Origin of the sequence: Arsenophonus sp. PmNCSU2021_1, from assembly GCF_036919435.1 — a bacterium.
GTDB classification, from domain to species: domain Bacteria; phylum Pseudomonadota; class Gammaproteobacteria; order Enterobacterales; family Enterobacteriaceae; genus Arsenophonus; species Arsenophonus nilaparvatae.
Genome location: NZ_JAZHPL010000005.1, coordinates 1 through 20,310, shown reverse-complemented (window position 1 = coordinate 20,310; position 20,310 = coordinate 1). Strand labels below are relative to the sequence as shown.

The following is a 20,310-nucleotide window of genomic DNA, read 5'->3' as shown; positions in this document are numbered from 1 at the left end:
CGCTGTTCGGCCTGACTATTGCAGCTTTTAAGCTTCTTTAATTCGCGAGCGTATTAAGATTAAATTTAATAATCATCGCCATCTTTCTGCTCCAACTCCGCAAATGGCGGAATATACGCGGCCTCAGGTGCAACACGTAATTCGCATAACGTACCACTCTCATCCTGCGTATAAACAACCTCGCTAATGACCAGTTCCCGATTGTTAAAACCTAACACGGGGTCAAAGACGATAACTCGTTGGTTAGGTTTCCACAGGCTGCCGTTACCTTGCCGCCAACCCTGCACGGTATAGGTGGTTTCTTCGGTTCTTGCTGCTCGCTGCTTGGCTTCAAATTCGCTACGCGCTCGACAACTCGCGCCAGTGGCATTACCGGATTGCTGGATATGTTGCGGACGATAGCGCGTGATTTGGCTATCCATGGCTCTGGCGCGCAGTGCCGTTAACGTGGCCTCGCCGAAATCAACATCGTCTCCAGCCCGCTGGCCCGCCACCTGATATTCTGAAAATCGTTCACGAATACTCTGCTCGGTGTCACAGCTCAGAATATTTTCACCCCAGACCAGCGCGGTGGTGGCTTTATCATTGCCAACCAAACCAATTAACAAATTGCCATCTTCGTCATCCCAGGCGAGCGCCTGTTGGCTGCCTAGCGCCTTGTTTAATACTTCGTGTACTGTTTCGCCATAATCGGCCTGAAAAGCCTGTAGAGGGGTTTTTGGGGCCTTTTGGCTAATGACCTTAATACCAAAGGGTTTTGTCAGTGCTGACGCGATTTGATAAAGCGTTTTCCCTGTAAATACCGTCGAGTTTGCGGCGCAATCAATCAAATCGGCTGTCTTGCTCCGGCCACTGATACCAACCTGGATACTTTTAGCGTCATAACGTATCGGGGTGGCTTCAGTCCAGCCGGTGAGGACTTTATCCTGACCCATCAGGACTTCGACAAGTTCACCTTTTTTAACCTGAGTTCGGGATAAGAAATAAAGAGAAAGTCTTGATATTCAAATAGTTGAATGAGCCTGTTTTGTTAAAATACTCTAACAGTCTGGTTAAAGAGTAGAGCATTGTTAAACAATTATGGAAAATCTTACTGAACTTTATTGCCTGATGGATGATTTTTGCAAAGACTTCGAGCCAAAAATGCATGAATATTTGCTGACTAACGGTACTAAGCGTCGTAGACGGTCTACTCAGCTTTCGTTGGCGGAAATGATGACACTGGTTGTGTTGTTTCATCAACTCCGATTCAGGCAATTCAAGGTATTTTATCTCTATTATGTCCGCTTATATCTCCGGAAGGAATTTCCTAACTTGCCATCCTATTCACGCTGTGTAGAGTTACTTCCGCGTAGTGCCTTAGCGTTAACGGCACTGTTTGAGTCAATTAAGGGAAAATGCACGGGGCTATCGGTTGCCGATTCTACTCCGATAGCGGTGTGTGATAACTTACGGATCCGCAGACATAAAGTCTTCAATGGGATAGCTGAACGGGGAAAAAATTCAACAGGTTGGTTCTTTGGTTTCAAGCTTCATGTAATTATCAATCATTTGGGGGAAATACTCAGTTTTCGACTCACACCAGGAAACACCGATGATCGGAAACCATTGCCTGAGCTGACAAAGGATCTTTCTGGTTGTTTGTACGCAGATAAAGGGTATTTATCGGCTTCACTGAAACAGCAACTCAAAACGATGGGAATTAGCCTTATAACGAATATCAAGAAGAAAATGAAGCCTATTAAACAGACTTGTTTCGACAAAGCCATCTTGCGTCATCGTTCTGTCATTGAAACGGTATTTGATGAGTTAAAAAATCTTTGTCAAATAGAGCATACGCGACATCGCTCTCCGGCTAACTTTGTAGTGAATTTATTAGGCGGACTGGTTGCATATTGTTTAATGCCATCTAAACCAAAGATACCTGTTGCAGGTACGTATCTTCAAGTATAATTGATAATGCTTATCCCGAACTCAGGTTTTTTAATTCTGGGCTGTAGTGGTACGCTTCCTGATTCACCAGGCCATTGGCGAGTGATTTCGACATTGAAATTGCGTGAGAGTCGCTCTATGCCTGCTGAAATCTGTACCCGCGTCCAGCCCCCCCATTCGCGCCCGTTGACGCGCAATATCACGTGATTACTCATCTTGCAGGTACTCTCAAAGGTTTCACTGGCATAAAGCCAGGATGATTAAAGGCATTTCGGCGGGTGATATCGGTTTCCCGTGCCGCATTGTCATACCACTTAGCGGCCAGAACCAGCGCCGGTAGCACTGCCTCGGGCGTGCGTGTTACCGTTTTTTCAACTTGCGCCAGTCGTGTTGCAATATCCCTGTTAGCATCGGTTTTCACCTGTTGCAAGGCAAGGAACAGTGCATCGTCAAGCGTTGACGCCTGTTCGTGCTCGATAGCCTGATTCAGCGTTTCTCGCACGGAGACCAAACTATCCCACGTTACCGCCGCCAGTCCTTCAAGATGGCTGCCTGCCGTATGAGAAAACGCGTGTAATGCGGGATGGGAAATATTGACGTGTATTTGACGTTTCTCACGTTGATTAATCGGTAACATAGCGGTACGTGGTGGGGGGAGTTGTGTTAATCGCCACGTCGCCTCATGGATGGCCGTGGTACGCAACAAAGCGGCAATACGATTACTGCGCATGCGTTCAGACTGAATACTGGGTCTGTCGCTTTTCCATATTCCCCGTGGCGCTAAATCATGCCCCAGCGTTACACCGGATAGCGTCTTGATTTGCTGTGCCAGTGTTGCGGCATCCTGAATAGTACGTCTGCCAGAACGCCACATACGCTGTATCGCTTCTACAACACATTTACCGGATGAGCCAGATTTTAAGAGTACCGAAATATCACCGTGTAGCAGTCTTGATGCTGCGGTAATGCCGCTATCGATAGTGTCAAAAGCGTTGGTGACATGGCTGATCATGGATTTAGCCTGATTTAACACACCATTCTGGCTAAAATCTGCCAATCCTTTTAACCCTAAATCAGCAAAAACAGCCCCAATGCGATCATTGAGCGTGGAACTGGAAGAAATCAGTGTGTGACTCGTGGCGATACCCGCAGTCGGGAAAGATAATTCACCGGCTTCGACCACGCTAAAACTGACGCGGCACATGCGGCCTTCACGTCCGCTATGGCTCACTCTCACTTCACCATCGATACAGACCGCGATTTCACCGTAACACGAGTTTCGCACCAATAAAAAAACGCTCTATTTTTAAGTTTAATTCAGCATAATATATAAATAGAAAAAATCTCATAAATTAAAAATAACTTATTGTAATTTAAGTAAATTTATACGTCTTAGCAAGTTACAGATTAATTATTGTTCTGAAGCCATTTCTAGAATTTTATATGCCCGTGCGAAACTCGTGCGTAATAGGGATGCACCAACGTTCCAGGCCCTGGCGTGTCGATAGCCGCAATAAGCCGATCTCTGGCCTCGAAAAAATCATCACTGACCAGATAAGCACCAATGTTAAAACGCCGGGTTGCTCGTCCTAAATCTTCTGTATACGGCTTATCCCGATTCGGGTATTCGTGAACCTGTACACGCCGTCCGAACGTCCCCTTCTACCTGAAACGGTACGCCGCGAAAAGACGCTGGACGCAGGTTATCTTTCCAGCTCGTCATCTAACCCTCTATATTTAAATAAATGTGATTTTAATCAACAAATGTTATTGTATTACCAGGGCTTGTTTTTCAGTTCAACGGTGCGAAGTTTTTCCATTATATAATTAAAATAATTATCTGCATCGGATTTATTATAAAAGGAAATTCGCCTTAGATTGCCACGTACATCAATCAAAATTTGAAAAGGGGGATTAGGATTTAGTTTATTAGGATAATATTTATCTATAGATCTCAGTTTAGATAAACTTATAATAACATCTTTGTTTTTATTATCTTCACGATATTTTATTCTTATAAATTTCATGATGTTTACCCCTTGTTATTTTCTTTTGGTGATAAATCAATTACCTCTAATTTACTGGCTACATACTCGAAATAATCATCACGTTCCTTTATTGTTTTAAAATATTTAATTTCATTAGATATTCTTATGTATGGACCATTTGGCCTGTCAGATTGAATATATTGCTCACTTCCTTTTTCTATTTCATATATAGATTCAAAATTAATCCCTATCGTTTTTGTTGGTTCGTAGGCATCGCCATTGTCGTAATTATCAACGTCTATTGTTAAAAAACTCATATTACTTTTCCTTTGTTTTTACTTACTGCTTGGCAAATCGGTTATAGCCGACATCGAAACTCAGCCAGGGTAGGGCATTACCCACTAGGGCGACACGCATGCTTGGTGGGGTATTTTCAAAGATAAGCCTGACTTCACCGTCTCGTGGCTCAGTTTTGCTGAATGAATCCAGGGTATTTTTGGGTTCTTCTTTAAATTGCCAGTTACCCTTGTCATCTTTAAGTAAATGACTGTTGCCAATCATTGAACGACCAAACTCGCTCCAATCACGCGCTGTCCGGAGGTTTTGAAACCATTCATTACCGCCAAACACCGCATTAAGACCCTTGTCGACAAGCGGTTCGACGCCCATGGATATCCCCCCAATCATCCCCGCTTTTCCCAGTACGCCCTTGATACCCGATGGACTGTTTTTAGCCAATGTTTTCATCTCACGGGTGACATGCCGAATCGATTTCACCATATCGACAGCCCATTTCGTCGTCACAAAAATTAGAATGCCTGCGAGCACGGTTTTCCAACCGCCGATTGCCTGAATAACGCCATCAATATCTTGCCAGACTGCTTTAATAATCGGGCCGATAGTTTCCCAGTTATCGACGATAAGTCCACCACCTATGACCATTAACGAGACCAGCTTACCCAGCGTCGACATTTTCATCACACTGTTAAAAAGCCTGAAAGCACGGGTAACAACACCGACTGCTGTCGCGGTTCCCAATAGATAAAGGCCCCACTTGGCGAAGGATTTAATCAGTTCTGGATTGGCTTTTGACCAGGTGCGAAATTGCTCAATCAACGGCTGGATTTTCTCTGTCGCTTCAACAATTGAAGGTAGAAAAATACTACCAATACTCACGCTGGCAACATGCATCTGATTTTTAAACAGTTGGATAGCATTTGCCGTGGTTGCCGCACGGCTAGCGTATTCCTTTTGCATAGAACCGCCGTACTTTTGTTTATCGGCGACGCGATCTAGGTTAACTTCCAGTAATTTAAGGTTGGTAAGCAGGGGGGCAATGGCTCCAAGTGATTCAGAGCCAAACAAATCATTTAATAATGCGGTCTGATCTTTTTTAGGGACTTTTTTAATGGCTTTCAGCACCATCAACATGGCACCTTTCGCGTCTTTCTGCATCTGTGCGGCCAGTTTTTTGGGACTGATTTTTAAGGTGTGTAGTGCGATTTTTTGTGCTTTTGTCGCTGATTTCCCCTTGGTTAACGCCAGCATAAAGTTTTTGATACTGGTTGCCGCCACGTCTGATTCAACCCCCATCCCAGCAATGGTCGCGCCCAGCGCGGCAATCTCACCGGAGGCAAGACCGGCTACTTCACCCAGCGGGCCAATGCGGGTCACAATTTCAGAGATTTTGGCGGCATTGGCTGGCCCGTTATTGCCAAGGTAGTTGATTTTATCGGCCAGCGAGACGACATCATTTTGCGTTAACCGGAAGGCGGTACGCCACTGTGCCATCATCTGCCCAGATTGCTCAGCTATCTGGTCAAAGGCGATACCCATTTTTACGGCGGATTGTGCGAAGGACATTAATTCTTCTTTCGCTATCCCTGCCTGACCGCCTGCGGCCACAATCTGACCAATGCCATCTGCGGCCATCGGCAATGCTGCCGACAGCTTAAGAATATCTTCCGACATCTGTTTAAACTGCGCAGGCGTATCAAAATCAACCACCTTGCGGACATCGGCCATCGTTGATTCAAAGTCTATCGCTTGCTTGATAGGGCCAGCCATTGCGGTAACAACGCCAGCCCCTAATGCAGCAGCCCCTGCCAGTCCTGCGCTAAACTCCTTCTTGAAGGACTTCATTTCACGCCGCATCCCCTTTAACGGGGCAGAGAGTTTATCGACGGCAGTGATGATTGCTTTTAACTCAAAACTATTAGCCACCCTGTCGCTCCTCGTTGATGCGAACAGCCTCCGCTTCCAGATCAAAGAACTGGCTTAGCGGATGCTGGCGTAATTCAAAGGGGTTTATGCGCCAGAACCAGGCAACGTTGTAAAATCGTCGTCTGAGAGATCCAAGTTCTGGGCACTGGTAAAAAAACTCACGATGGTCATCGAGGCGACAAATACATCATGTAACGATAACTGTTGCGCTGAAGAGCGTGGGATATTAGCCAGCTCAGGAAGATAAGCGAGTGCTGAGCGCGTATCCAGGCGTGTATCGCCTCGCTCGGAATAACTAAACGGAATACCAAATTTTTCTACCTGATCAAACGTAGGTTCCTGAATATCCAATACCGATACTTCTTTGTTCTGTACCTTAATTGGCTTACTGAGTGTAATTGATTTCATTGATAAAATCCTTCATCTCCGTGAAACTCCATTTCGACAGTGCCTTCAAGTGGGTTATAGGTAGATTCACCTGACAACCATGCGCCAGACAATACGTACACCATGCCGTTAGCTAATTCGGCGGTAATGGTCATTTCATCAGCAGAGGTTAATTTTTGGATTGGAAAACTGTGTTCTACTTTGAATTCAGCCTTAATATACGGTGCCTTGTGCGTTTCTTTGTAATGTACACTGCCATCAGCGCCGACAATGTCCTCTCGAATGACGGTATTCATCGGCACTTCCAGATTACCGTTTACTGATAATTGATTACCATCTGTCTTAAAATACACGACGCCGCCTATTCTTCTTTTGCCCGTCATCACACTACCTCACCTTGGTTATATTGCAGCCTGAATTGATTCGCCAACGCAAATACACGTAATTGATTGATATAATCCGCCGGAAAGACGACATCAATTCGATTAGCGTCATTTCCGTTACGTTCAACGATAAGATTTTTACGAAAAGCATCAAAATTCTCGACAATGCCTTCTTTTTCCAACTGACGATAAACCGCACAGAGTTCGCCTTTAATCACGGCTGGCGTCGCAATCGCTTGCCCTGACCCAAATCGAGTACCATCACTAGCCAGTTTTTGCCGCCCGTATTTGCTGGTGATGACGGATTTTAATCGCCGCAAAACATAGGCACTGGTATAGAGTGTTTCACTGTCCAGATAGCTGTTATCGGCGACGCCGTAACTGTTTTTCTGATACGTCGTTACATCGCGCTGAATGCGTAATACGCCACCTTCGACATTGGCGGTGGCGATACCGTGTGAAAGCAGTGATTGCTGCTCTGTCAAGGTGAAGCGTTTGCCCGACGGTGCGGGTAACACCCCGTTTAACTCACCTGTATGGGTGGGTCTGGCCGGATCATTACGCAAAAATATCGCGCACCGTGCCAGTCGTGCCGCAACCAGTTCATCCAGCGCAGTTTGGGTCGCTTTCTCATAGCCTGCAATGGTGAGATGCGGATCATTAAGCGTGTCGCCAAAAGCGACCAGTTCACCGACCGTCCCTTTTTTTGCGGTATAAACATGACCGTACAACTGCTGATAGGGACTCCAGCGCCCGTTCTTGTCGTTCATCGCCGCGCCCATCTTTTGCAAAGAGGCAGCATCAGAGAAAGGCAGCCCAATAAAATCAAATAATAAGTCACCCATTGCGCTGATAACGCTATCCATATCGGGTGAGCCAGCGCCGCCACTCATGGCAGTGATGGTAATATTGAGACCGTGAGGCGTAGTCTCCCCGCCTGTCGGCGAATAGTAATTCATCATCAAGGGAATATCGTTGCCGGTTAACCCTTTATGTTTTGCCGTCAAGCTGATTTTGTCAGCATCTATCGTCACGGTGACGGGTAAGTCCTCGTTATCGTTAATGGCCTTGCCAAGCGCGGCGGCAACCGTATTCGCCGTATCCGATTTCTTGACGGCAGCTAAAATACGTTGATTGCCGATATACAGCGTGACGACACCAGAATCGGTTGCTGTCCCGCTAATCGTGATGTCGCCTTTTGCTTCAGTGCCCGTTGTTTCAGGTACAGCAATGACAAACAGTTCACCGATAGTATCAATCCGGCGATATGCTCGCACCATGCGGTGTAACTGACTGCCACGACCGGCTAATTGTTGCATCATTTCTGCCGAGGGCATGATCATCGGTGAATTCAAAGTCATTTGTGCAGTGGGTAATGCATAACCAATGAGCAAGGCAGGCCCACTTGTTTGCATCGTATTGGCAGCGCTGTTATCCATTTCGGGATAAAAACCAGGCACACGCAGATTAGCGTTTACGGTATTAAAGCTAATCGTCATTCTTGCGTCTCCTCTTTAGCTTTTTTGAATTTGGTTCTTGCGGGATCAGTCGTTTCTTGCACGATTGGGGGATTATCAGATTGACTCACTTCTTCAATATCATCGTCCTGTTTTCTTCTGATCCAAAAAAGCGTTTTTTGAACCTGCAAACCTTCTTCGGGCAGATATTTCCCAAAATATTCTTGGGTATCGCGCATATATTGAGGAATAGGCACTTTTCGCCCGTACTTAGGCTTAATAAAAACAATTTCTGGTTGTGTCCCCATCATTTTATCTTCATCTCCAGATGCGATTTTACGTTGCCTGACTGTTCGTTTAGATCAATAGCAACGGTATGCAAATCGGGTAAATTGTTCAGGTCAGCATCGTGGCGGGTATCTTCGGCGTTGATGTCTGTTTCAGTATTAAATTTAAACAGGTACACGAGTTTCGCACCGGCATATAAAATTCTAGAAATGGCTTCAGAACAATAATTAATCTGTAACTTGCTAAGACGTATAAATTTACTTAAATTACAATAAGTTATTTTTAATTTATGAGATTTTTTCTATTTATATATTATGCTGAATTAAACTTAAAAATAGAGCGTTTTTTTATTGGTGCGAAACTCGTGAGGTAGTGATATTCGGCGCGGTTTGAATCGGCGTCCTCTGCACCGGCATAATTAATTGCACCACAACCCGGCTCTGGCTGCCAACCCAGTAATGCCCGCCAGATTTCAGACCTGACTTCATTTAATGTGTCGACAGAGGGATAGTGTCCCTGTTGATTACGTGCATTATTTAAAATCACCACGACATAAAAACTTTCGGTTAATGATTGCCAATAATCCGTTTGTGACCGTTGTTCACCGACAACATCTTCTCCCGGAATAACGTAAGCAGCGGGTAAAGCCAGTTTGCCGCAATTGGGTAAATCCTCATATTGAGAGACACTGCCCACTCTGTTTTCAAAACGGGGGCACAAGGTTCGTAATGCCGCAATAATGGGACTAAGTTTCATGATTTTCCTTTCCTTCGCGCTGCCCGCAGTGATTGACGCAGTGCTCTTTTTAGGGTGTAGGACGTCCAACTTTTCAGCCGCGTTAACGTGGTAACCATGTAATTTTGACGTTTTTCAATGCGCCAACCCCCGCGTTGGTGGTGACGTTTTTGTCGTTTGTGCTGTTTAGACATGCCGCGAGAAGCGCTACGTACCCCGTAATGCAGAAAAACAGGGTAGAAATTGCCTTCAATAACCTGAGTTCGGGATAAGCATTATCAATTATACTTGAAGATACGTACCTGCAACAGGTATCTTTGGTTTAGATGGCATTAAACAATATGCAACCAGTCCGCCTAATAAATTCACTACAAAGTTAGCCGGAGAGCGATGTCGCGTATGCTCTATTTGACAAAGATTTTTTAACTCATCAAATACCGTTTCAATGACAGAACGATGACGCAAGATGGCTTTGTCGAAACAAGTCTGTTTAATAGGCTTCATTTTCTTCTTGATATTCGTTATAAGGCTAATTCCCATCGTTTTGAGTTGCTGTTTCAGTGAAGCCGATAAATACCCTTTATCTGCGTACAAACAACCAGAAAGATCCTTTGTCAGCTCAGGCAATGGTTTCCGATCATCGGTGTTTCCTGGTGTGAGTCGAAAACTGAGTATTTCCCCCAAATGATTGATAATTACATGAAGCTTGAAACCAAAGAACCAACCTGTTGAATTTTTTCCCCGTTCAGCTATCCCATTGAAGACTTTATGTCTGCGGATCCGTAAGTTATCACACACCGCTATCGGAGTAGAATCGGCAACCGATAGCCCCGTGCATTTTCCCTTAATTGACTCAAACAGTGCCGTTAACGCTAAGGCACTACGCGGAAGTAACTCTACACAGCGTGAATAGGATGGCAAGTTAGGAAATTCCTTCCGGAGATATAAGCGGACATAATAGAGATAAAATACCTTGAATTGCCTGAATCGGAGTTGATGAAACAACACAACCAGTGTCATCATTTCCGCCAACGAAAGCTGAGTAGACCGTCTACGACGCTTAGTACCGTTAGTCAGCAAATATTCATGCATTTTTGGCTCGAAGTCTTTGCAAAAATCATCCATCAGGCAATAAAGTTCAGTAAGATTTTCCATAATTGTTTAACAATGCTCTACTCTTTAACCAGACTGTTAGAGTATTTTAACAAAACAGGCTCATTCAACTATTTGAATATCAAGACTTTCTCTTTATTTCTTATCCCGAACTCAGGTTCAATAGGCCGACTACCGACACCCCGTTTCTGATTGGGGGCGATCTTAACCATTAACCCAGGTCGCCGTGAGGAAGCGCGAGGGACGTAATAACCGATAGATCGCGCTAATTGTCCGGTTTGCCATCGTGGAGTTTCACCGGGTCGTGAACGGCCACCCCGCTTCATCAGTTGACGACGTGCTGCTTTCAGATGCATTTGACCGATTTTCACAAAAGCACGACGAATCCTGGCGCGATTAAAGACAAATTCTTTGGGTTGATGAAAATCAATCACGAGTTTCGCACCAATAAAAAAACGCGCTATTTTTAAGTTTAATTCAGCATGATATATAAATAGACAAAACCTTATAAATTAAATACAACTTATTGTAATTTAATAAAATTTATGTGTTTTAGTAACTTGCAGATTAACCATTGCTTTTAAGCCATTTCTAGAACTTTATATGCCTGTGCGAAACTCGTGTCAATATGGAGATTATCCAAAATCATTTCCCCTTTCTGGTTGACTGCTCATTTCTTCACAGGAAAAAGACAGAAAACGCCCCGCACTGTCGATATCAATAACGCCCCGTATGAGGTAGACGACACTGTTAATCAGTGCTTGATCACTTGAGTAAAGCGATTGTCTGTATCTCACAATGATTTTATGCGTGATGGTTTTGTTGATTTGAAAAGAATGGAGGCGAAGTGTGTCACTCACGGGGATCAATTTTCCCCAGACGGTATGCTCGTCTAGATTTGCTGTCTGTATCCCGCTGCCGCCTATCGGTTCATCCTGTCGCGTATAAAACAACACGCGCTTATTTAACTCCCCGGGATCGGGGAAACGGGAATACGGTCTGCTATAATGCAGTTTCATAATCCGCTAAGCCTGTAGTCATCAACTAAAAACTTAAAAAACGGAAAAATAGACCACTGTTCCATATCGGATATACCCCCACGATGTTCATATAACCCCGTCACCAATAGCAACATACCCTGAATAATCGCCGCATTGATAACCAGGCCGTTAGGGTCAGTTTTAGGTACGGAGGCTTTGTAGAGATTACGGTTAAGATGTGCGATGGTTTTTTGCTCTACGGCGGCGATATAACTATCAAGCAGCACATCTTCACTGTTATCGTTTAATTCAATCCTGCATTGTCGTTTGACCTGTTCTTTGTCAATAAACATGTTGGTTTATTTCCAGTAAAAAAATGGCCTACATCGGTAGGCCATCGAGTTTAATGTTGATGACTAGCCACCACTACCTGATTGACCGCCTTTCCCAGCCCCCCCTGCATTTGACGGTGCGGCAGGCGACACCGCTATTTTGGTTAAATCCCCTTTGATAAACGCTTCGGGGCGGTAAACTGCGAGTGCCAGACGCTCTTCACAACGAATCGAGATCATGTTCTTCTCAAAATCATCGGTATTTTCGGTGCTAATCACCACGTTGGCTTCTTCACGGTCAAACAGTTGCGCACCTAAATTGAAAGCCCCCACCAGGAATTTATCTTTAAACTCAGCGGCTTCTGTGACAACAACGGGTAAGCCCCACAATGTCGGTGTCGTCAGGGCTGCCGGATTGGAGAGGAGATAACGCCCCAGCGTATCCTTGATAAGTTCAATCTGTGCCCAGTTAGTAAAGTGCAACACATGGCCTGTCGCAGGGATCTGTGCCAGTTGCGCTTGTAGCATGGCAAGCCGCAGATCATCAATCGCGGTTCGATGTGCCGGTGTTAATTCCGCTTTGAATGTTGTGGCCTGAGTAAAGATCCCGTTCAGGTTTGAACCGGTACCGTCACCGAAGAGAATTTGCTGCTCTTCAACGTATTTCAGGCCATAACGTAGCTCCATATCGATAAGGGAGGCCAGTTGCGAAAAATCATCTAAAATTCGCTTGGAGGCCTTAAACATATGGGCAATCGTACGAACAGGTACTGTTGCTTCTTCAAATTCAATCGTGCTATATGGCTTAGCAGTATTTTCCGCAACCGTCTTGGCATTATTGGTAAATCCTTTCTGCTTCACGTAATAAATCGTGTTGCTTTGCCTCTTTCCGCTGGCAATCAAATCACGAATAAACAACCGTTGCTTCGGCTTGGTCAAGATATCTGATTGACGGTCGGGGGCGACAATCGTTCCGGCGACATCCGATGAAATAAGTGCGGCGTTAATCGGGGCTATCACCCGCTTACTGGATTCCATGCCCGAGCCTAAAGCCTGCACGACCTCCATGCCAACCACCTGTTGACCGATAGAACTCACCACGTTCAACGCATTGGCGATCGGCATTTGGGCAAGATGTTGTTCAACTTCGCCTACCTGGGCTTTCAGGGTTTTTTCTGCTTCGCGTAAGGCGTTCAGTTCAACCGCCATTTTATCAACGACCGCTTTGGTTTCAGCGGAAAGCTCACCCGATTTTTGCGCTTCCTTCAGGGTTTTCTCTGCCTGAGCGCTATATTTGCTGCTGGCTGATGCGGCGTGCGATATTTGAAGCCAAAACGTGCGATAAATGGCAGGCTACTTTTGTTTCCATCAGTGCAACGAAATTACACTGTCATTTTTCATCGGAGGCACTTTGGTCTGTTTGAGTGGCACGATCAGCGGGACAATATTTGTAGATGCTGGTCAATGAAATCCCATACAGTAATGCAAGCTGTTTTCTGCTATGACCATTCGCCAATAATTTTTGAGCTTCCTGTTGCTGTGCAAAAGATAGCGACTGAGGTCTGCCGCCAATACGCCCCCTACTTCTTGCCGCTGCCAAACCTGCCTTAGTACGCTCAACAATCAGTTCTCGCTCCATCTGTGCCAACGCACTCATCACATGAAAGAAAAAACGGCCAGCGGACGTAGAGGTATCAATGGCATCCGTCAAACTATGAAAATGAATACCTTCATCTTCCAGTTTGGATATTAAAGTAATCAAATGTTTAATGCTGCGACCCAGTCTATCCAGCTTCCAGACGACTAAGGTGTCACCCGATTTCAGTGCATTTAGCGCGCGTTTTAATCCGGGTCTCTGGTCTGTTTTTCCGCTGATTTTATCCTCAAAAATCTGCTCACAATTTGTACAAATGAGTGATTTTTGCTGTAAATCGGTGTTTTGGTCATTTTTTGACACCCTCATATAGCCTATTTTTGCCATTTTAGCCTCTTATTCTCCCTCTGAAAGCCTTGTCATTGCTGGTTTTGGGCAAAATATTAGCTAAATTCTCTATTTAATAAAACCAAGGTTTTTTATAAATTGATTTTTGTCCAGGATGTCCGCCCCATTCTCATTTTTTGCCAGTTTTTGACTCAACAGTTGCATGACGTTTTCAGCAAATTTGGGGTTATTGCTGATGGCCTGGGCCAGCTTGTTCAGCGTATCTAAATCGGACGGCGCTTTATCAACAACCGCATTCACCCGGTCATTGACCGCCTTGGGTGTCGCGGCGGTAGTGTCGTCCGCGCTGCGAGGGGAACTGTTTAACTGCACAATCCCTTTGCGGTGCACCGTGGCTTCCTGAATACCGTCCTGGGTCGCCAGTTTGCCCAGCCCCAGATGCGTGCGGGCCTTTTCCTGCGCCGTCTTACCCGCTGCCGCAATCTCCGTCAATGCCTGGGTTTTCAGTAACGCCTCCTGACCGATAATCGCCCGGATAGCCAGCGTCAGCTGATTTAACTTGCCCTTATCCGGGCGGATGCCCGCGGCGTCCAGCAAGGCCAGTTGTTCAGCTTGCTGGATATTGAACCAGTCTTCCCCCGGCCAGCTGATGCCCTTGTGGCCGTCGCCCTCGGTAAACCATAACGGCGTGGTGCTCTGGGTTTCTTTCAGCGGCGGCATGGTGGCAATGCCGCTGTTGTTATCTAAAAAATACATTAGCCTTTCTCCTTTTTGTCAGCATACACATAGCGAAAGTCCTGATGCGCCGGCTTATAGCGGTTTAACAGGCATTCCAGTATTCCTGCATAATAAATACGCAGCGGCGTGGTGATCGGGTCAAGCACATGCATCGGGCGATAGTCCACGTCGGTCTCAATCGTCACCATCGTGACCCACTGATTATCCGGTAAGGTGCTCATGTTCACCGTAAAGCCGTAAGACCGCGCCAGGTCAATGTAAAACTGCCGGTTGAGGCTCGGTTTCATGCGCAGTTTGTTGGCCGCATAGCGCTGGCGCTCATCGATACCGGCATCGTCGCCGATATCACAGTCCGGTAGCCCTAAAAAACGCTCCCAGTCAGCCAGCAACAGTGTGGCGGTCAGCGGAAAACGCTCGGCCAACAATTGCTCGGCGCGTTCGGTGACGCGTGCTGTGCTGCGGGCCAGGCCGTCGGCCAGCGACGCCAGCAGCGTATCCGGCGCTTTGTTCCAGGCCAGGCCATTAGGCAGCAGTTGCAGCAGTGCGCGCTGGTGTGCTTTTAAAGCCATGTGATATCCCCCATCACCAGTAGCTCGGTTTTTCCGCTACTGACCGGCGTCAGCGGGTTTTTCAGGGCGTAATCATCCAGCCCGCTTATCCCGGACAGCACACGCCAGAATGCCGAAGGCAACAGGGTTTCGCCTGGTTTGGCCGCGGTGTAAAACAGTTGCCTGAGCGCCTCGCGGATACGGGCCTGGTTATCCGGGGTATTGGGGGCGATACGCAGCGTGATATCGACCTTTTTTGCCCCTGGCGCAAACACCGTCACCGTCGGCCCCTCCGGTTGGCCGACCCACTCGCCGGTGGCCGGGTCCCGGTGGCGCGCGAGATAGTCGGTCACCCGCGCAATATCGGTCGGGCCGGGGAAGATATCCGGGTGATGGTCCATCACGAAGGTCACGCCCACCGTGCCCGCCCCGTTCCAGGTGGGCAGACACCAGCTACGCGTGACGCCCGGCACCTCGCGCGCCCAGCGTTCGTAATCCCAGCGCGTGCCGCCGCCCGGCGGAAACTGCACCCGATACAGCAGGCGCGACAGCAATTCCTCCACGCGCTCGCGGTCAGCGCCGCCCCGAATACCCGGTGCTTCCGTCAGCGCCTGCTGGGCCACCCCGGCAACCGGGGTCACAAAACCGAGGGACTGTCCCGCACCGCAGTCACCCGCCAGCCCCGGCTGGTCGGCCTCAACGTTGACCGTTACGCTGCCGGCCTTGCCCTCGGCGGCGTCTGTCAGGCGGTAAAGCGCGCCGTCAGCCCGTTGCAAACGTGTGCCGACCGGCACACTGGCGGCATCATACAGCGACAGCCTGACCGGGCCGCTGGCCCGTGCGGCCTGTTTGCGCACCACGCCCCAGAACGCACAGTGTTTGAGCAGTTCGCTTTCGTCGGCGTCGCTCGGAATGATTTGCCGGGCTATCCAGCCCAGGTGCTCATGCTCCAGCGCCGACAGCCCGGCCTGCGCCATCGCCATGGCACCCAGCAGACTGTCCTGGGCCGGTAGCGCGCCCGGCAGGCGTTGCGCCACATCCTGCTGCGTCTGGCTGATAAGCTCGCCGAGCGTGGGTATCTGATACGGCATTTACATCCCCTCCAAACGGGCTTTAAAGGTAAACGGGCGCGCACTGCCGTCCTTGAGCGTCAGGCGCACGGTCAGTCGCAGCCAGCCCGGCAGCGGCGCACTCGCCTGGCAATGCAACTGGCTTATCATCCCGGCGTCCAGCAGGCCACGCAGCGCCTCATGGGCGTAGGCTTCCGCCCGCGCCAATACCGCAGGCAGCGCCTTTTCCCGTGACAGCAGCCACAGCCGCGCGCCAACCGGGCGGTCGCGGTAACTGTCCGCCCACCATCCGCGCCGGTCATGGCCGCCATCCGGCAAACAGTCGGAGACCTCGGCACGCCGGTCGGTAAACAGGCACAGCAGCACCGTGGTCGTCAGGCTGTCGTCGGCGAGTAAATCCGCGCCCTCTTGTACCAGCATCCCCTCGCCATTCATCCAGCGTAGCGCCGCGTCGCTCATTGCGGCCCCCCGGTCAGACTGCCCCGGCCATTTTCCTGATGGCGGTGAGCACTCTGTTTGACACCGCCGATAACGGCTTCCGGTGCGGTTAAGGTGCCTTTAGATTCAGCACTGCCCTCAATCGTGATGTTCTGTTTCACGCTCACGCTCTTTGCTATTTCCACATCACCGGTAAAGCGCGCTGTCGGAGTGTTAAACACCGCCTCCTGCTCGGCGACCACTTCCAGTGTTTTACAGGTGATGATGCAGCGCCCGTCCCGGGTCAGACGCAGACGATGCCCCTCATAGTGATACAGGCCGCTATCCCCGGCGGGCAGTCCGGTGGGTCGATAACGGCGGTCTTCTACCACTAGCACGGTCGCCTGGTCACGACTGCCGCCCAGGCAGGCAAACACCACCTCAGCCCCCGGCAACGGCACGCTGATATGCCCGTATTGCTGCGGGCGCTCGACCTCATCGAAGGTTTCGCCGTCCAGCGCCGTCAACTGGACGTTTTGCGCTTTCAGGCTGTCATTGACCCCGGTCAGAACGCCACGCCCAAACAACAGCCGGATCCCGCGTATCACCGGGGCAAGCAGCCGTTGCAGTGCGATATTACTCATCGAGTTTATTCCCCTGGTTAAGCCAGGCCCGCACCAGACCGTCGACGCCGCCGTCAGTACCGCCCGCCTGACGCTCGGCCTCCGCCGGCACAATAAACGCCTCGCGCGGGGCCAGTGTTAACGTTGTGCGTTCCCCCTGGTCCGCATCGAGATCAAACTGCACCTGGCTAATCAACAGGTCACGGCTGACCATCGACAGACGCGGCGCAATGACGCGGGTCAGCCGATTGGTCTGCCACAGTTCACCGCTTTCGCGCCGCCAGCCCTTGACCACGGTGGTAAAGCGTTCTGACTGGGCCAATGCCCGTCGACTTTCCCGCAGGGCGCGCGCCCGTGCGGTGGCGGGGGTCAGTGTGCTGTCAGCCAGAATCACTTTGGGGCGGTAACGCCCCATCGCGGGGTCGTCGCTTTCTCCCTTGGGGGCAGCGCGCAGTGCGTTGGTGTTGGCGTCGCCGGCGTGCCCACCGCCGCCGCCGTGGCCTTTAACCCGATACTGACTGTGGCGGTCGCGCCAGTCCTCGGTGTACTCGGCGGACAACAGATTTTCACCCAGACGCAGGGTGTCAGTGGCGGTGTTCGCCGCCTGGGTAAACACCAGATCGCCATCGGCATCACTGGTCACCAAAACCCCCCGGTAACGCGCCGCCCGGCTCAGCACATCCGCTACGCTTTCAGACAGTTCAAGGGTAAAGGAGGTAAAGGGTTTGGCGGCCTCGGGGTCAGACACCGCCCAGCGCACCGCAATGCCAAAAGGGCTGCACAGGTCTTGCGCAATCTGTTGCAGGGTGCGCTGACGCCATTGCCCGCCCGGATAGACCGCCGAACAGTCCACCAGATCGCCGGTTTTATCCCGGCCCTTTATCGTCACCTGTGCCGCGTCGGCCGCCATCTTGTGCGATACGCTGTCCAGGTAGCCGGTGATGACCGGTTGCCCGTCAAGGGTCAGCGCGAGCGTTCCGCCGGCGCGCAGGCTGTCGGGCAACGCCTGGCCGGGCATCATGATCCCGAGGGTAAAATCCCCGGCCAGACGCGACAGCCCGCGGGTAATACTGACCGAGAGCCAGTGGGTGAAAATCCGGTTGTCGATGCGCAACGCCACCTCAGCCACCGAGCACCTCCACGCGCTCGCCCCCCGGCACAAACAGCGGATGACGCAGCCGGTTGCGACGAATAAAGCGCGCCGTGTCACGCGCATCGCCGGTGATGCGGTACAGGGTCACCAGCGCCGGCTCGGTGATTGTCACTGCGGCCTGGATCAGGCCGGGTAACGCCACGCCGCGATGGGATAAATCCGCCACAAAGGCGCGGCTTAACGCCCGCACCTGCAAGGCCAGGCTCTGATAGCCCAGCGCCGAGCTGGTCAGGGCACACGCATCCAGTCGGCGCGCGACCTGCTGGCTGACGCGCACCACATCCGGCGTACTTTCCAGCCAGACGCTGGCGCTGTCACTGAGCGGCAGCGGGGCGGGCGAGACCGTGTGTGGCAACACCTGCGCCGGTGCGTTTTGGCCGACCGCGGCCAGACTGGCGGTAAGCAGGGACGACAACATCTGTACCTGCACCACCGCCACCGCCAGGCGCAGCGTATTGTGCAGCAGTTGCAGCGTGGCGCGGGTGGCAGGTTGCAGCCCCTGCCTATCGCGCAGGCGATCCTGACGGACCAAAGCGCTGTCCAGCCGGTCGGCCAGCTGGACTATCTGGTGTTGGAGAGCGCCGGGCTGCGGGGAGACCGGCGCGCGTGCCCGGTTTTTTATCTGCTCAGGTTGGGGGTAAGCCGGCAGGCGCTGTATGCCCTGAAAAATGCCCTTGAAGGCCAGCGCCAGGCGGTCGGGGGTGCTGATAAGCCCCTGGATATTGCCGCGCAGGGCGGTAAACGAGGCACTAAAGCTCTGCATATCGGCCAGCAGCCCCAGACCCGTGAGGGCGCTTTCCAGCGTGTTGGCCTGCTCGCTAACGGTATCCATCAACGCCTGCGCGTCATGCAGCGAGGCCTGCCAGCCATCAGCCAGCGTTGAAAAGAGTGCGGCCAGTGTGCTGTCGCCCTGGCGATTGACCACCCCAGCCGTATCTTGCGCCACCGCAGGGGCGGTCTCATCGGCCACCGGCACCACCGTGACGGTAAACTCCACCAGACGCTGGTTATCGACGCTGTAGCGGCTTTCAAAATGTTCAACCAGCACCGACAGCGTACCCCAGTCAGGGTGCAACACCTCGCCCGGTCCCGGCGCATTCAGCGCCTGCGTCAGCCGTACCCGCTGCGCCTGCACATCATCGCCGGTCAGTGACAGGGTGAAGGTGTGCTCAGGCAGTTTTTTTCCTAAATCGTCTGCCCCGCCGTGTTCGCGCAGCGGGTAATCACGCCGCACCACCCGGCGACCGCCGCGACTGCGCTGCTCTTTGTAAACCCAGAAAGGCACGCCGCGAAAGCGGCCCTGACCGGTACTTTTCATCTGCGCACCTCAATAAATACGGTAGTTGTCGCCGTTATACACATCGAGCTGTAAGCCAAAGGCGTTGCTGTCGGTGACGGCGCTGTTTTGCAGCACCAGGCCCGGGGCCAGGGCGATACGCATGTCGGCCTGGGCTTTCACTGCCTGCGGTATTGCCTGTTGCTCGTCCTGCTTGTCCCACCGGGCGTAGATATCGCCCAGCCAGCCGCCGAGTTTTTCGCCGAGTACGCTACCCAGCATCGAGCCGGCCACCGCGCCAATCGGGCCGCCGATAGCGCCGACGAGTCCGCCCGCCGTCGCCCCGGTTGCCGACCCCAGTGCGCCGCCTTTATCTTCGGCTGTCGCGTCTTTATCGAGCAGCGTAGGGGCAACCGACAAAGCCGTGAGTAACGGGCCGCCGAGCCGACTGCCAAACCGCAGGGCACCGCGACCGAGTGCGCCGGCCTTATTACTCAGCCAGCCGGTCGCGCCCGACAGTGTCTGCATTGCGCCGCCGAACAGGCCGCTGGCCCGCTCGCCCACCTGACTCAACCAGCCGCCGGCGCGGCGGCCAATGGAGGCCATAAACCGGCCTGCACGAGCCACACCCGGCACGCTGCCAAGCAGGGTGCCTGCACGATTGACCAGGCCGCCAAAGAAGCCTGAGACGGCGGAGGCCGCCCGCCCCAGACGGGAGCGCGGCA

General features: G+C 50.8%; 25 protein-coding genes and 5 pseudogenes. 2 read left to right on the top strand and 28 right to left on the bottom strand.

What is annotated here, in order from left to right; genetic code table 11:
• Positions 1-65 precede the first annotated feature (65 nt).
• Positions 66-968 (bottom strand): annotated as a pseudogene (locus V3224_RS10395) (phage baseplate assembly protein); the annotation flags it as partial.
• A gap of 112 nt (positions 969-1,080) precedes the next feature.
• Between V3224_RS10395 and V3224_RS10390 the strand changes: the two are divergent.
• A complete protein-coding gene (locus V3224_RS10390) occupies positions 1,081-1,953 on the top strand; it encodes an IS982 family transposase (RefSeq protein ID WP_334467716.1) in 873 nt (290 codons plus the stop codon).
• A gap of 29 nt (positions 1,954-1,982) precedes the next feature.
• Here the strand turns inward: V3224_RS10390 and V3224_RS10385 are convergent.
• From V3224_RS10385 to V3224_RS10270, 24 genes and pseudogenes are all read right to left on the bottom strand, one after another.
• Positions 1,983-2,147 (bottom strand): annotated as a pseudogene (locus V3224_RS10385) (phage baseplate assembly protein); the annotation flags it as partial.
• On the bottom strand, positions 2,144-3,217 hold the full coding sequence (locus V3224_RS10380; RefSeq protein ID WP_334470397.1) for a DNA circularization protein: 1,074 nt from the start codon (positions 3,215-3,217) through the stop codon (positions 2,144-2,146). The gene V3224_RS10380 and the pseudogene V3224_RS10385, both read right to left, overlap by 4 nt.
• A gap of 146 nt (positions 3,218-3,363) precedes the next feature.
• Positions 3,364-3,531 (bottom strand): annotated as a pseudogene (locus tag V3224_RS29900) (DNA circularization N-terminal domain-containing protein); the annotation flags it as partial.
• Positions 3,532-3,707: 176 nt separating this feature from the next.
• On the bottom strand, positions 3,708-3,959 hold the full coding sequence (locus V3224_RS10370) for a hypothetical protein (protein ID WP_334470396.1): 252 nt from the start codon (positions 3,957-3,959) through the stop codon (positions 3,708-3,710).
• 5 nt (positions 3,960-3,964) lie between these two features.
• Positions 3,965-4,237 carry a hypothetical protein gene (locus V3224_RS10365; RefSeq protein ID WP_334470395.1) on the bottom strand — a complete coding sequence of 91 codons (273 nt, stop codon included), beginning with the start codon at positions 4,235-4,237 and terminating at the stop codon, positions 3,965-3,967.
• Between the two features lie 22 nt (positions 4,238-4,259).
• Entirely contained in the window at positions 4,260-6,143 is a 1,884-nt protein-coding gene (locus tag V3224_RS10360; protein WP_334470394.1) for a phage tail tape measure protein, read from the bottom strand.
• 84 nt (positions 6,144-6,227) lie between these two features.
• A complete protein-coding gene (locus V3224_RS10355) occupies positions 6,228-6,551 on the bottom strand; it encodes a phage tail assembly protein (protein ID WP_334469490.1) in 324 nt (107 codons plus the stop codon).
• Positions 6,548-6,913 carry a phage tail tube protein gene (locus V3224_RS10350; RefSeq protein ID WP_334469492.1) on the bottom strand — a complete coding sequence of 122 codons (366 nt, stop codon included), beginning with the start codon at positions 6,911-6,913 and terminating at the stop codon, positions 6,548-6,550. The genes V3224_RS10355 and V3224_RS10350 overlap by 4 nt, the downstream gene beginning before the upstream one ends.
• Positions 6,913-8,412 carry a phage tail sheath subtilisin-like domain-containing protein gene (locus tag V3224_RS10345; protein ID WP_334470393.1) on the bottom strand — a complete coding sequence of 500 codons (1,500 nt, stop codon included), beginning with the start codon at positions 8,410-8,412 and terminating at the stop codon, positions 6,913-6,915. Before V3224_RS10345 ends, V3224_RS10350 begins: the two co-directional genes overlap by 1 nt.
• The gene (locus V3224_RS10340; RefSeq protein ID WP_334470392.1) at positions 8,409-8,681 is read right to left on the bottom strand and encodes a DUF2635 domain-containing protein; all 273 of its coding nucleotides are present in this window, start codon (positions 8,679-8,681) and stop codon (positions 8,409-8,411) included. The genes V3224_RS10345 and V3224_RS10340 overlap by 4 nt, the downstream gene beginning before the upstream one ends.
• The gene (locus V3224_RS10335) at positions 8,678-8,836 is read right to left on the bottom strand and encodes a hypothetical protein (protein ID WP_334470391.1); all 159 of its coding nucleotides are present in this window, start codon (positions 8,834-8,836) and stop codon (positions 8,678-8,680) included. The genes V3224_RS10340 and V3224_RS10335 overlap by 4 nt, the downstream gene beginning before the upstream one ends.
• 134 nt (positions 8,837-8,970) lie before the next feature.
• The gene (locus tag V3224_RS10330; RefSeq protein ID WP_442890196.1) at positions 8,971-9,414 is read right to left on the bottom strand and encodes a phage tail terminator protein; all 444 of its coding nucleotides are present in this window, start codon (positions 9,412-9,414) and stop codon (positions 8,971-8,973) included.
• Positions 9,411-9,587: a hypothetical protein gene (locus V3224_RS10325; protein WP_334470390.1), complete on the bottom strand. Its 177-nt coding sequence runs from the start codon at positions 9,585-9,587 to the stop codon at positions 9,411-9,413. Before V3224_RS10325 ends, V3224_RS10330 begins: the two co-directional genes overlap by 4 nt.
• 88 nt (positions 9,588-9,675) lie before the next feature.
• The gene (locus V3224_RS10320; RefSeq protein ID WP_334467716.1) at positions 9,676-10,548 is read right to left on the bottom strand and encodes an IS982 family transposase; all 873 of its coding nucleotides are present in this window, start codon (positions 10,546-10,548) and stop codon (positions 9,676-9,678) included.
• Positions 10,549-10,655: 107 nt separating this feature from the next.
• A pseudogene (locus V3224_RS10315) lies at positions 10,656-10,955 on the bottom strand (hypothetical protein); the annotation flags it as partial.
• Positions 10,956-11,141: 186 nt separating this feature from the next.
• A complete protein-coding gene (locus V3224_RS10310; RefSeq protein WP_334470389.1) occupies positions 11,142-11,525 on the bottom strand; it encodes a phage head closure protein in 384 nt (127 codons plus the stop codon).
• Positions 11,522-11,839: a head-tail connector protein gene (locus V3224_RS10305; RefSeq protein WP_334470388.1), complete on the bottom strand. Its 318-nt coding sequence runs from the start codon at positions 11,837-11,839 to the stop codon at positions 11,522-11,524. The genes V3224_RS10310 and V3224_RS10305 overlap by 4 nt, the downstream gene beginning before the upstream one ends.
• Before the next feature lie 63 nt (positions 11,840-11,902).
• Positions 11,903-13,165 carry a phage major capsid protein gene (locus V3224_RS10300; RefSeq protein WP_334470871.1) on the bottom strand — a complete coding sequence of 421 codons (1,263 nt, stop codon included), beginning with the start codon at positions 13,163-13,165 and terminating at the stop codon, positions 11,903-11,905.
• A 43-nt stretch (positions 13,166-13,208) separates the two neighbouring features.
• On the bottom strand, positions 13,209-13,799 hold the full coding sequence (locus V3224_RS10295; protein ID WP_334470387.1) for a recombinase family protein: 591 nt from the start codon (positions 13,797-13,799) through the stop codon (positions 13,209-13,211).
• A 69-nt stretch (positions 13,800-13,868) separates the two neighbouring features.
• Positions 13,869-14,516, bottom strand: a complete 648-nt coding sequence (locus tag V3224_RS10290; protein WP_334470386.1) for a phage tail protein — start codon at positions 14,514-14,516, stop codon at positions 13,869-13,871.
• Entirely contained in the window at positions 14,516-15,067 is a 552-nt protein-coding gene (locus V3224_RS10285; RefSeq protein ID WP_334469511.1) for a YmfQ family protein, read from the bottom strand. Before V3224_RS10285 ends, V3224_RS10290 begins: the two co-directional genes overlap by 1 nt.
• Entirely contained in the window at positions 15,058-16,137 is a 1,080-nt protein-coding gene (locus V3224_RS10280) for a baseplate J/gp47 family protein (protein ID WP_334469513.1), read from the bottom strand. Before V3224_RS10280 ends, V3224_RS10285 begins: the two co-directional genes overlap by 10 nt.
• On the bottom strand, positions 16,138-16,575 hold the full coding sequence (locus tag V3224_RS10275) for a phage GP46 family protein (RefSeq protein ID WP_334469514.1): 438 nt from the start codon (positions 16,573-16,575) through the stop codon (positions 16,138-16,140).
• Complete coding sequence (locus tag V3224_RS10270; protein WP_334470336.1) at positions 16,572-17,081, bottom strand: phage baseplate assembly protein V; 510 nt, start codon at positions 17,079-17,081, stop codon at positions 16,572-16,574. Before V3224_RS10270 ends, V3224_RS10275 begins: the two co-directional genes overlap by 4 nt.
• On the opposite strand from V3224_RS10270, the gene V3224_RS10265 reads away from it, so the two are divergent.
• Entirely contained in the window at positions 17,001-17,198 is a 198-nt protein-coding gene (locus V3224_RS10265; protein ID WP_334470380.1) for a hypothetical protein, read from the top strand. The genes V3224_RS10270 and V3224_RS10265 overlap by 81 nt on opposite strands.
• Here the strand turns inward: V3224_RS10265 and V3224_RS10260 are convergent.
• The 3 genes and pseudogenes from V3224_RS10260 to V3224_RS10250 all read right to left on the bottom strand — a co-directional run.
• Positions 17,170-18,285: a phage baseplate assembly protein gene (locus V3224_RS10260; protein ID WP_334469516.1), complete on the bottom strand. Its 1,116-nt coding sequence runs from the start codon at positions 18,283-18,285 to the stop codon at positions 17,170-17,172. The two genes, V3224_RS10265 and V3224_RS10260, sit on opposite strands and share 29 nt — an antisense overlap.
• Positions 18,278-19,627 carry a DNA circularization protein gene (locus V3224_RS10255; RefSeq protein ID WP_334469518.1) on the bottom strand — a complete coding sequence of 450 codons (1,350 nt, stop codon included), beginning with the start codon at positions 19,625-19,627 and terminating at the stop codon, positions 18,278-18,280. The genes V3224_RS10260 and V3224_RS10255 overlap by 8 nt, the downstream gene beginning before the upstream one ends.
• A 9-nt stretch (positions 19,628-19,636) precedes the next feature.
• Positions 19,637-20,310, bottom strand: a pseudogene (locus V3224_RS10250) (hypothetical protein); the annotation flags it as partial.

What these genes read in the sequence shown, in the direction of transcription:
- V3224_RS10390 (WP_334467716.1), top strand. Translation starts at nt 1,081, where the DNA reads ATGGAAAATCTTACTGAACTTTATTGCCTGATGGATGATTTTTGCAAA.
- V3224_RS10370 (WP_334470396.1), bottom strand. Translation starts at nt 3,959, where the DNA reads ATGAAATTTATAAGAATAAAATATCGTGAAGATAATAAAAACAAAGAT.
- V3224_RS10365 (WP_334470395.1), bottom strand. Translation starts at nt 4,237, where the DNA reads ATGAGTTTTTTAACAATAGACGTTGATAATTACGACAATGGCGATGCC.
- V3224_RS10355 (WP_334469490.1), bottom strand. Translation starts at nt 6,551, where the DNA reads ATGAAATCAATTACACTCAGTAAGCCAATTAAGGTACAGAACAAAGAA.
- V3224_RS10350 (WP_334469492.1), bottom strand. Translation starts at nt 6,913, where the DNA reads ATGACGGGCAAAAGAAGAATAGGCGGCGTCGTGTATTTTAAGACAGAT.
- V3224_RS10345 (WP_334470393.1), bottom strand. Translation starts at nt 8,412, where the DNA reads ATGACGATTAGCTTTAATACCGTAAACGCTAATCTGCGTGTGCCTGGT.
- V3224_RS10340 (WP_334470392.1), bottom strand. Translation starts at nt 8,681, where the DNA reads ATGATGGGGACACAACCAGAAATTGTTTTTATTAAGCCTAAGTACGGG.
- V3224_RS10330 (WP_442890196.1), bottom strand. Translation starts at nt 9,414, where the DNA reads ATGAAACTTAGTCCCATTATTGCGGCATTACGAACCTTGTGCCCCCGT.
- V3224_RS10325 (WP_334470390.1), bottom strand. Translation starts at nt 9,587, where the DNA reads ATGTCTAAACAGCACAAACGACAAAAACGTCACCACCAACGCGGGGGT.
- V3224_RS10320 (WP_334467716.1), bottom strand. Translation starts at nt 10,548, where the DNA reads ATGGAAAATCTTACTGAACTTTATTGCCTGATGGATGATTTTTGCAAA.
- V3224_RS10310 (WP_334470389.1), bottom strand. Translation starts at nt 11,525, where the DNA reads ATGAAACTGCATTATAGCAGACCGTATTCCCGTTTCCCCGATCCCGGG.
- V3224_RS10305 (WP_334470388.1), bottom strand. Translation starts at nt 11,839, where the DNA reads ATGTTTATTGACAAAGAACAGGTCAAACGACAATGCAGGATTGAATTA.
- V3224_RS10295 (WP_334470387.1), bottom strand. Translation starts at nt 13,799, where the DNA reads ATGGCAAAAATAGGCTATATGAGGGTGTCAAAAAATGACCAAAACACC.
- V3224_RS10290 (WP_334470386.1), bottom strand. Translation starts at nt 14,516, where the DNA reads ATGTATTTTTTAGATAACAACAGCGGCATTGCCACCATGCCGCCGCTG.
- V3224_RS10285 (WP_334469511.1), bottom strand. Translation starts at nt 15,067, where the DNA reads ATGGCTTTAAAAGCACACCAGCGCGCACTGCTGCAACTGCTGCCTAAT.
- V3224_RS10280 (WP_334469513.1), bottom strand. Translation starts at nt 16,137, where the DNA reads ATGCCGTATCAGATACCCACGCTCGGCGAGCTTATCAGCCAGACGCAG.
- V3224_RS10275 (WP_334469514.1), bottom strand. Translation starts at nt 16,575, where the DNA reads ATGAGCGACGCGGCGCTACGCTGGATGAATGGCGAGGGGATGCTGGTA.
- V3224_RS10265 (WP_334470380.1), top strand. Translation starts at nt 17,001, where the DNA reads ATGCCCGTATTGCTGCGGGCGCTCGACCTCATCGAAGGTTTCGCCGTC.
- V3224_RS10255 (WP_334469518.1), bottom strand. Translation starts at nt 19,627, where the DNA reads ATGAAAAGTACCGGTCAGGGCCGCTTTCGCGGCGTGCCTTTCTGGGTT.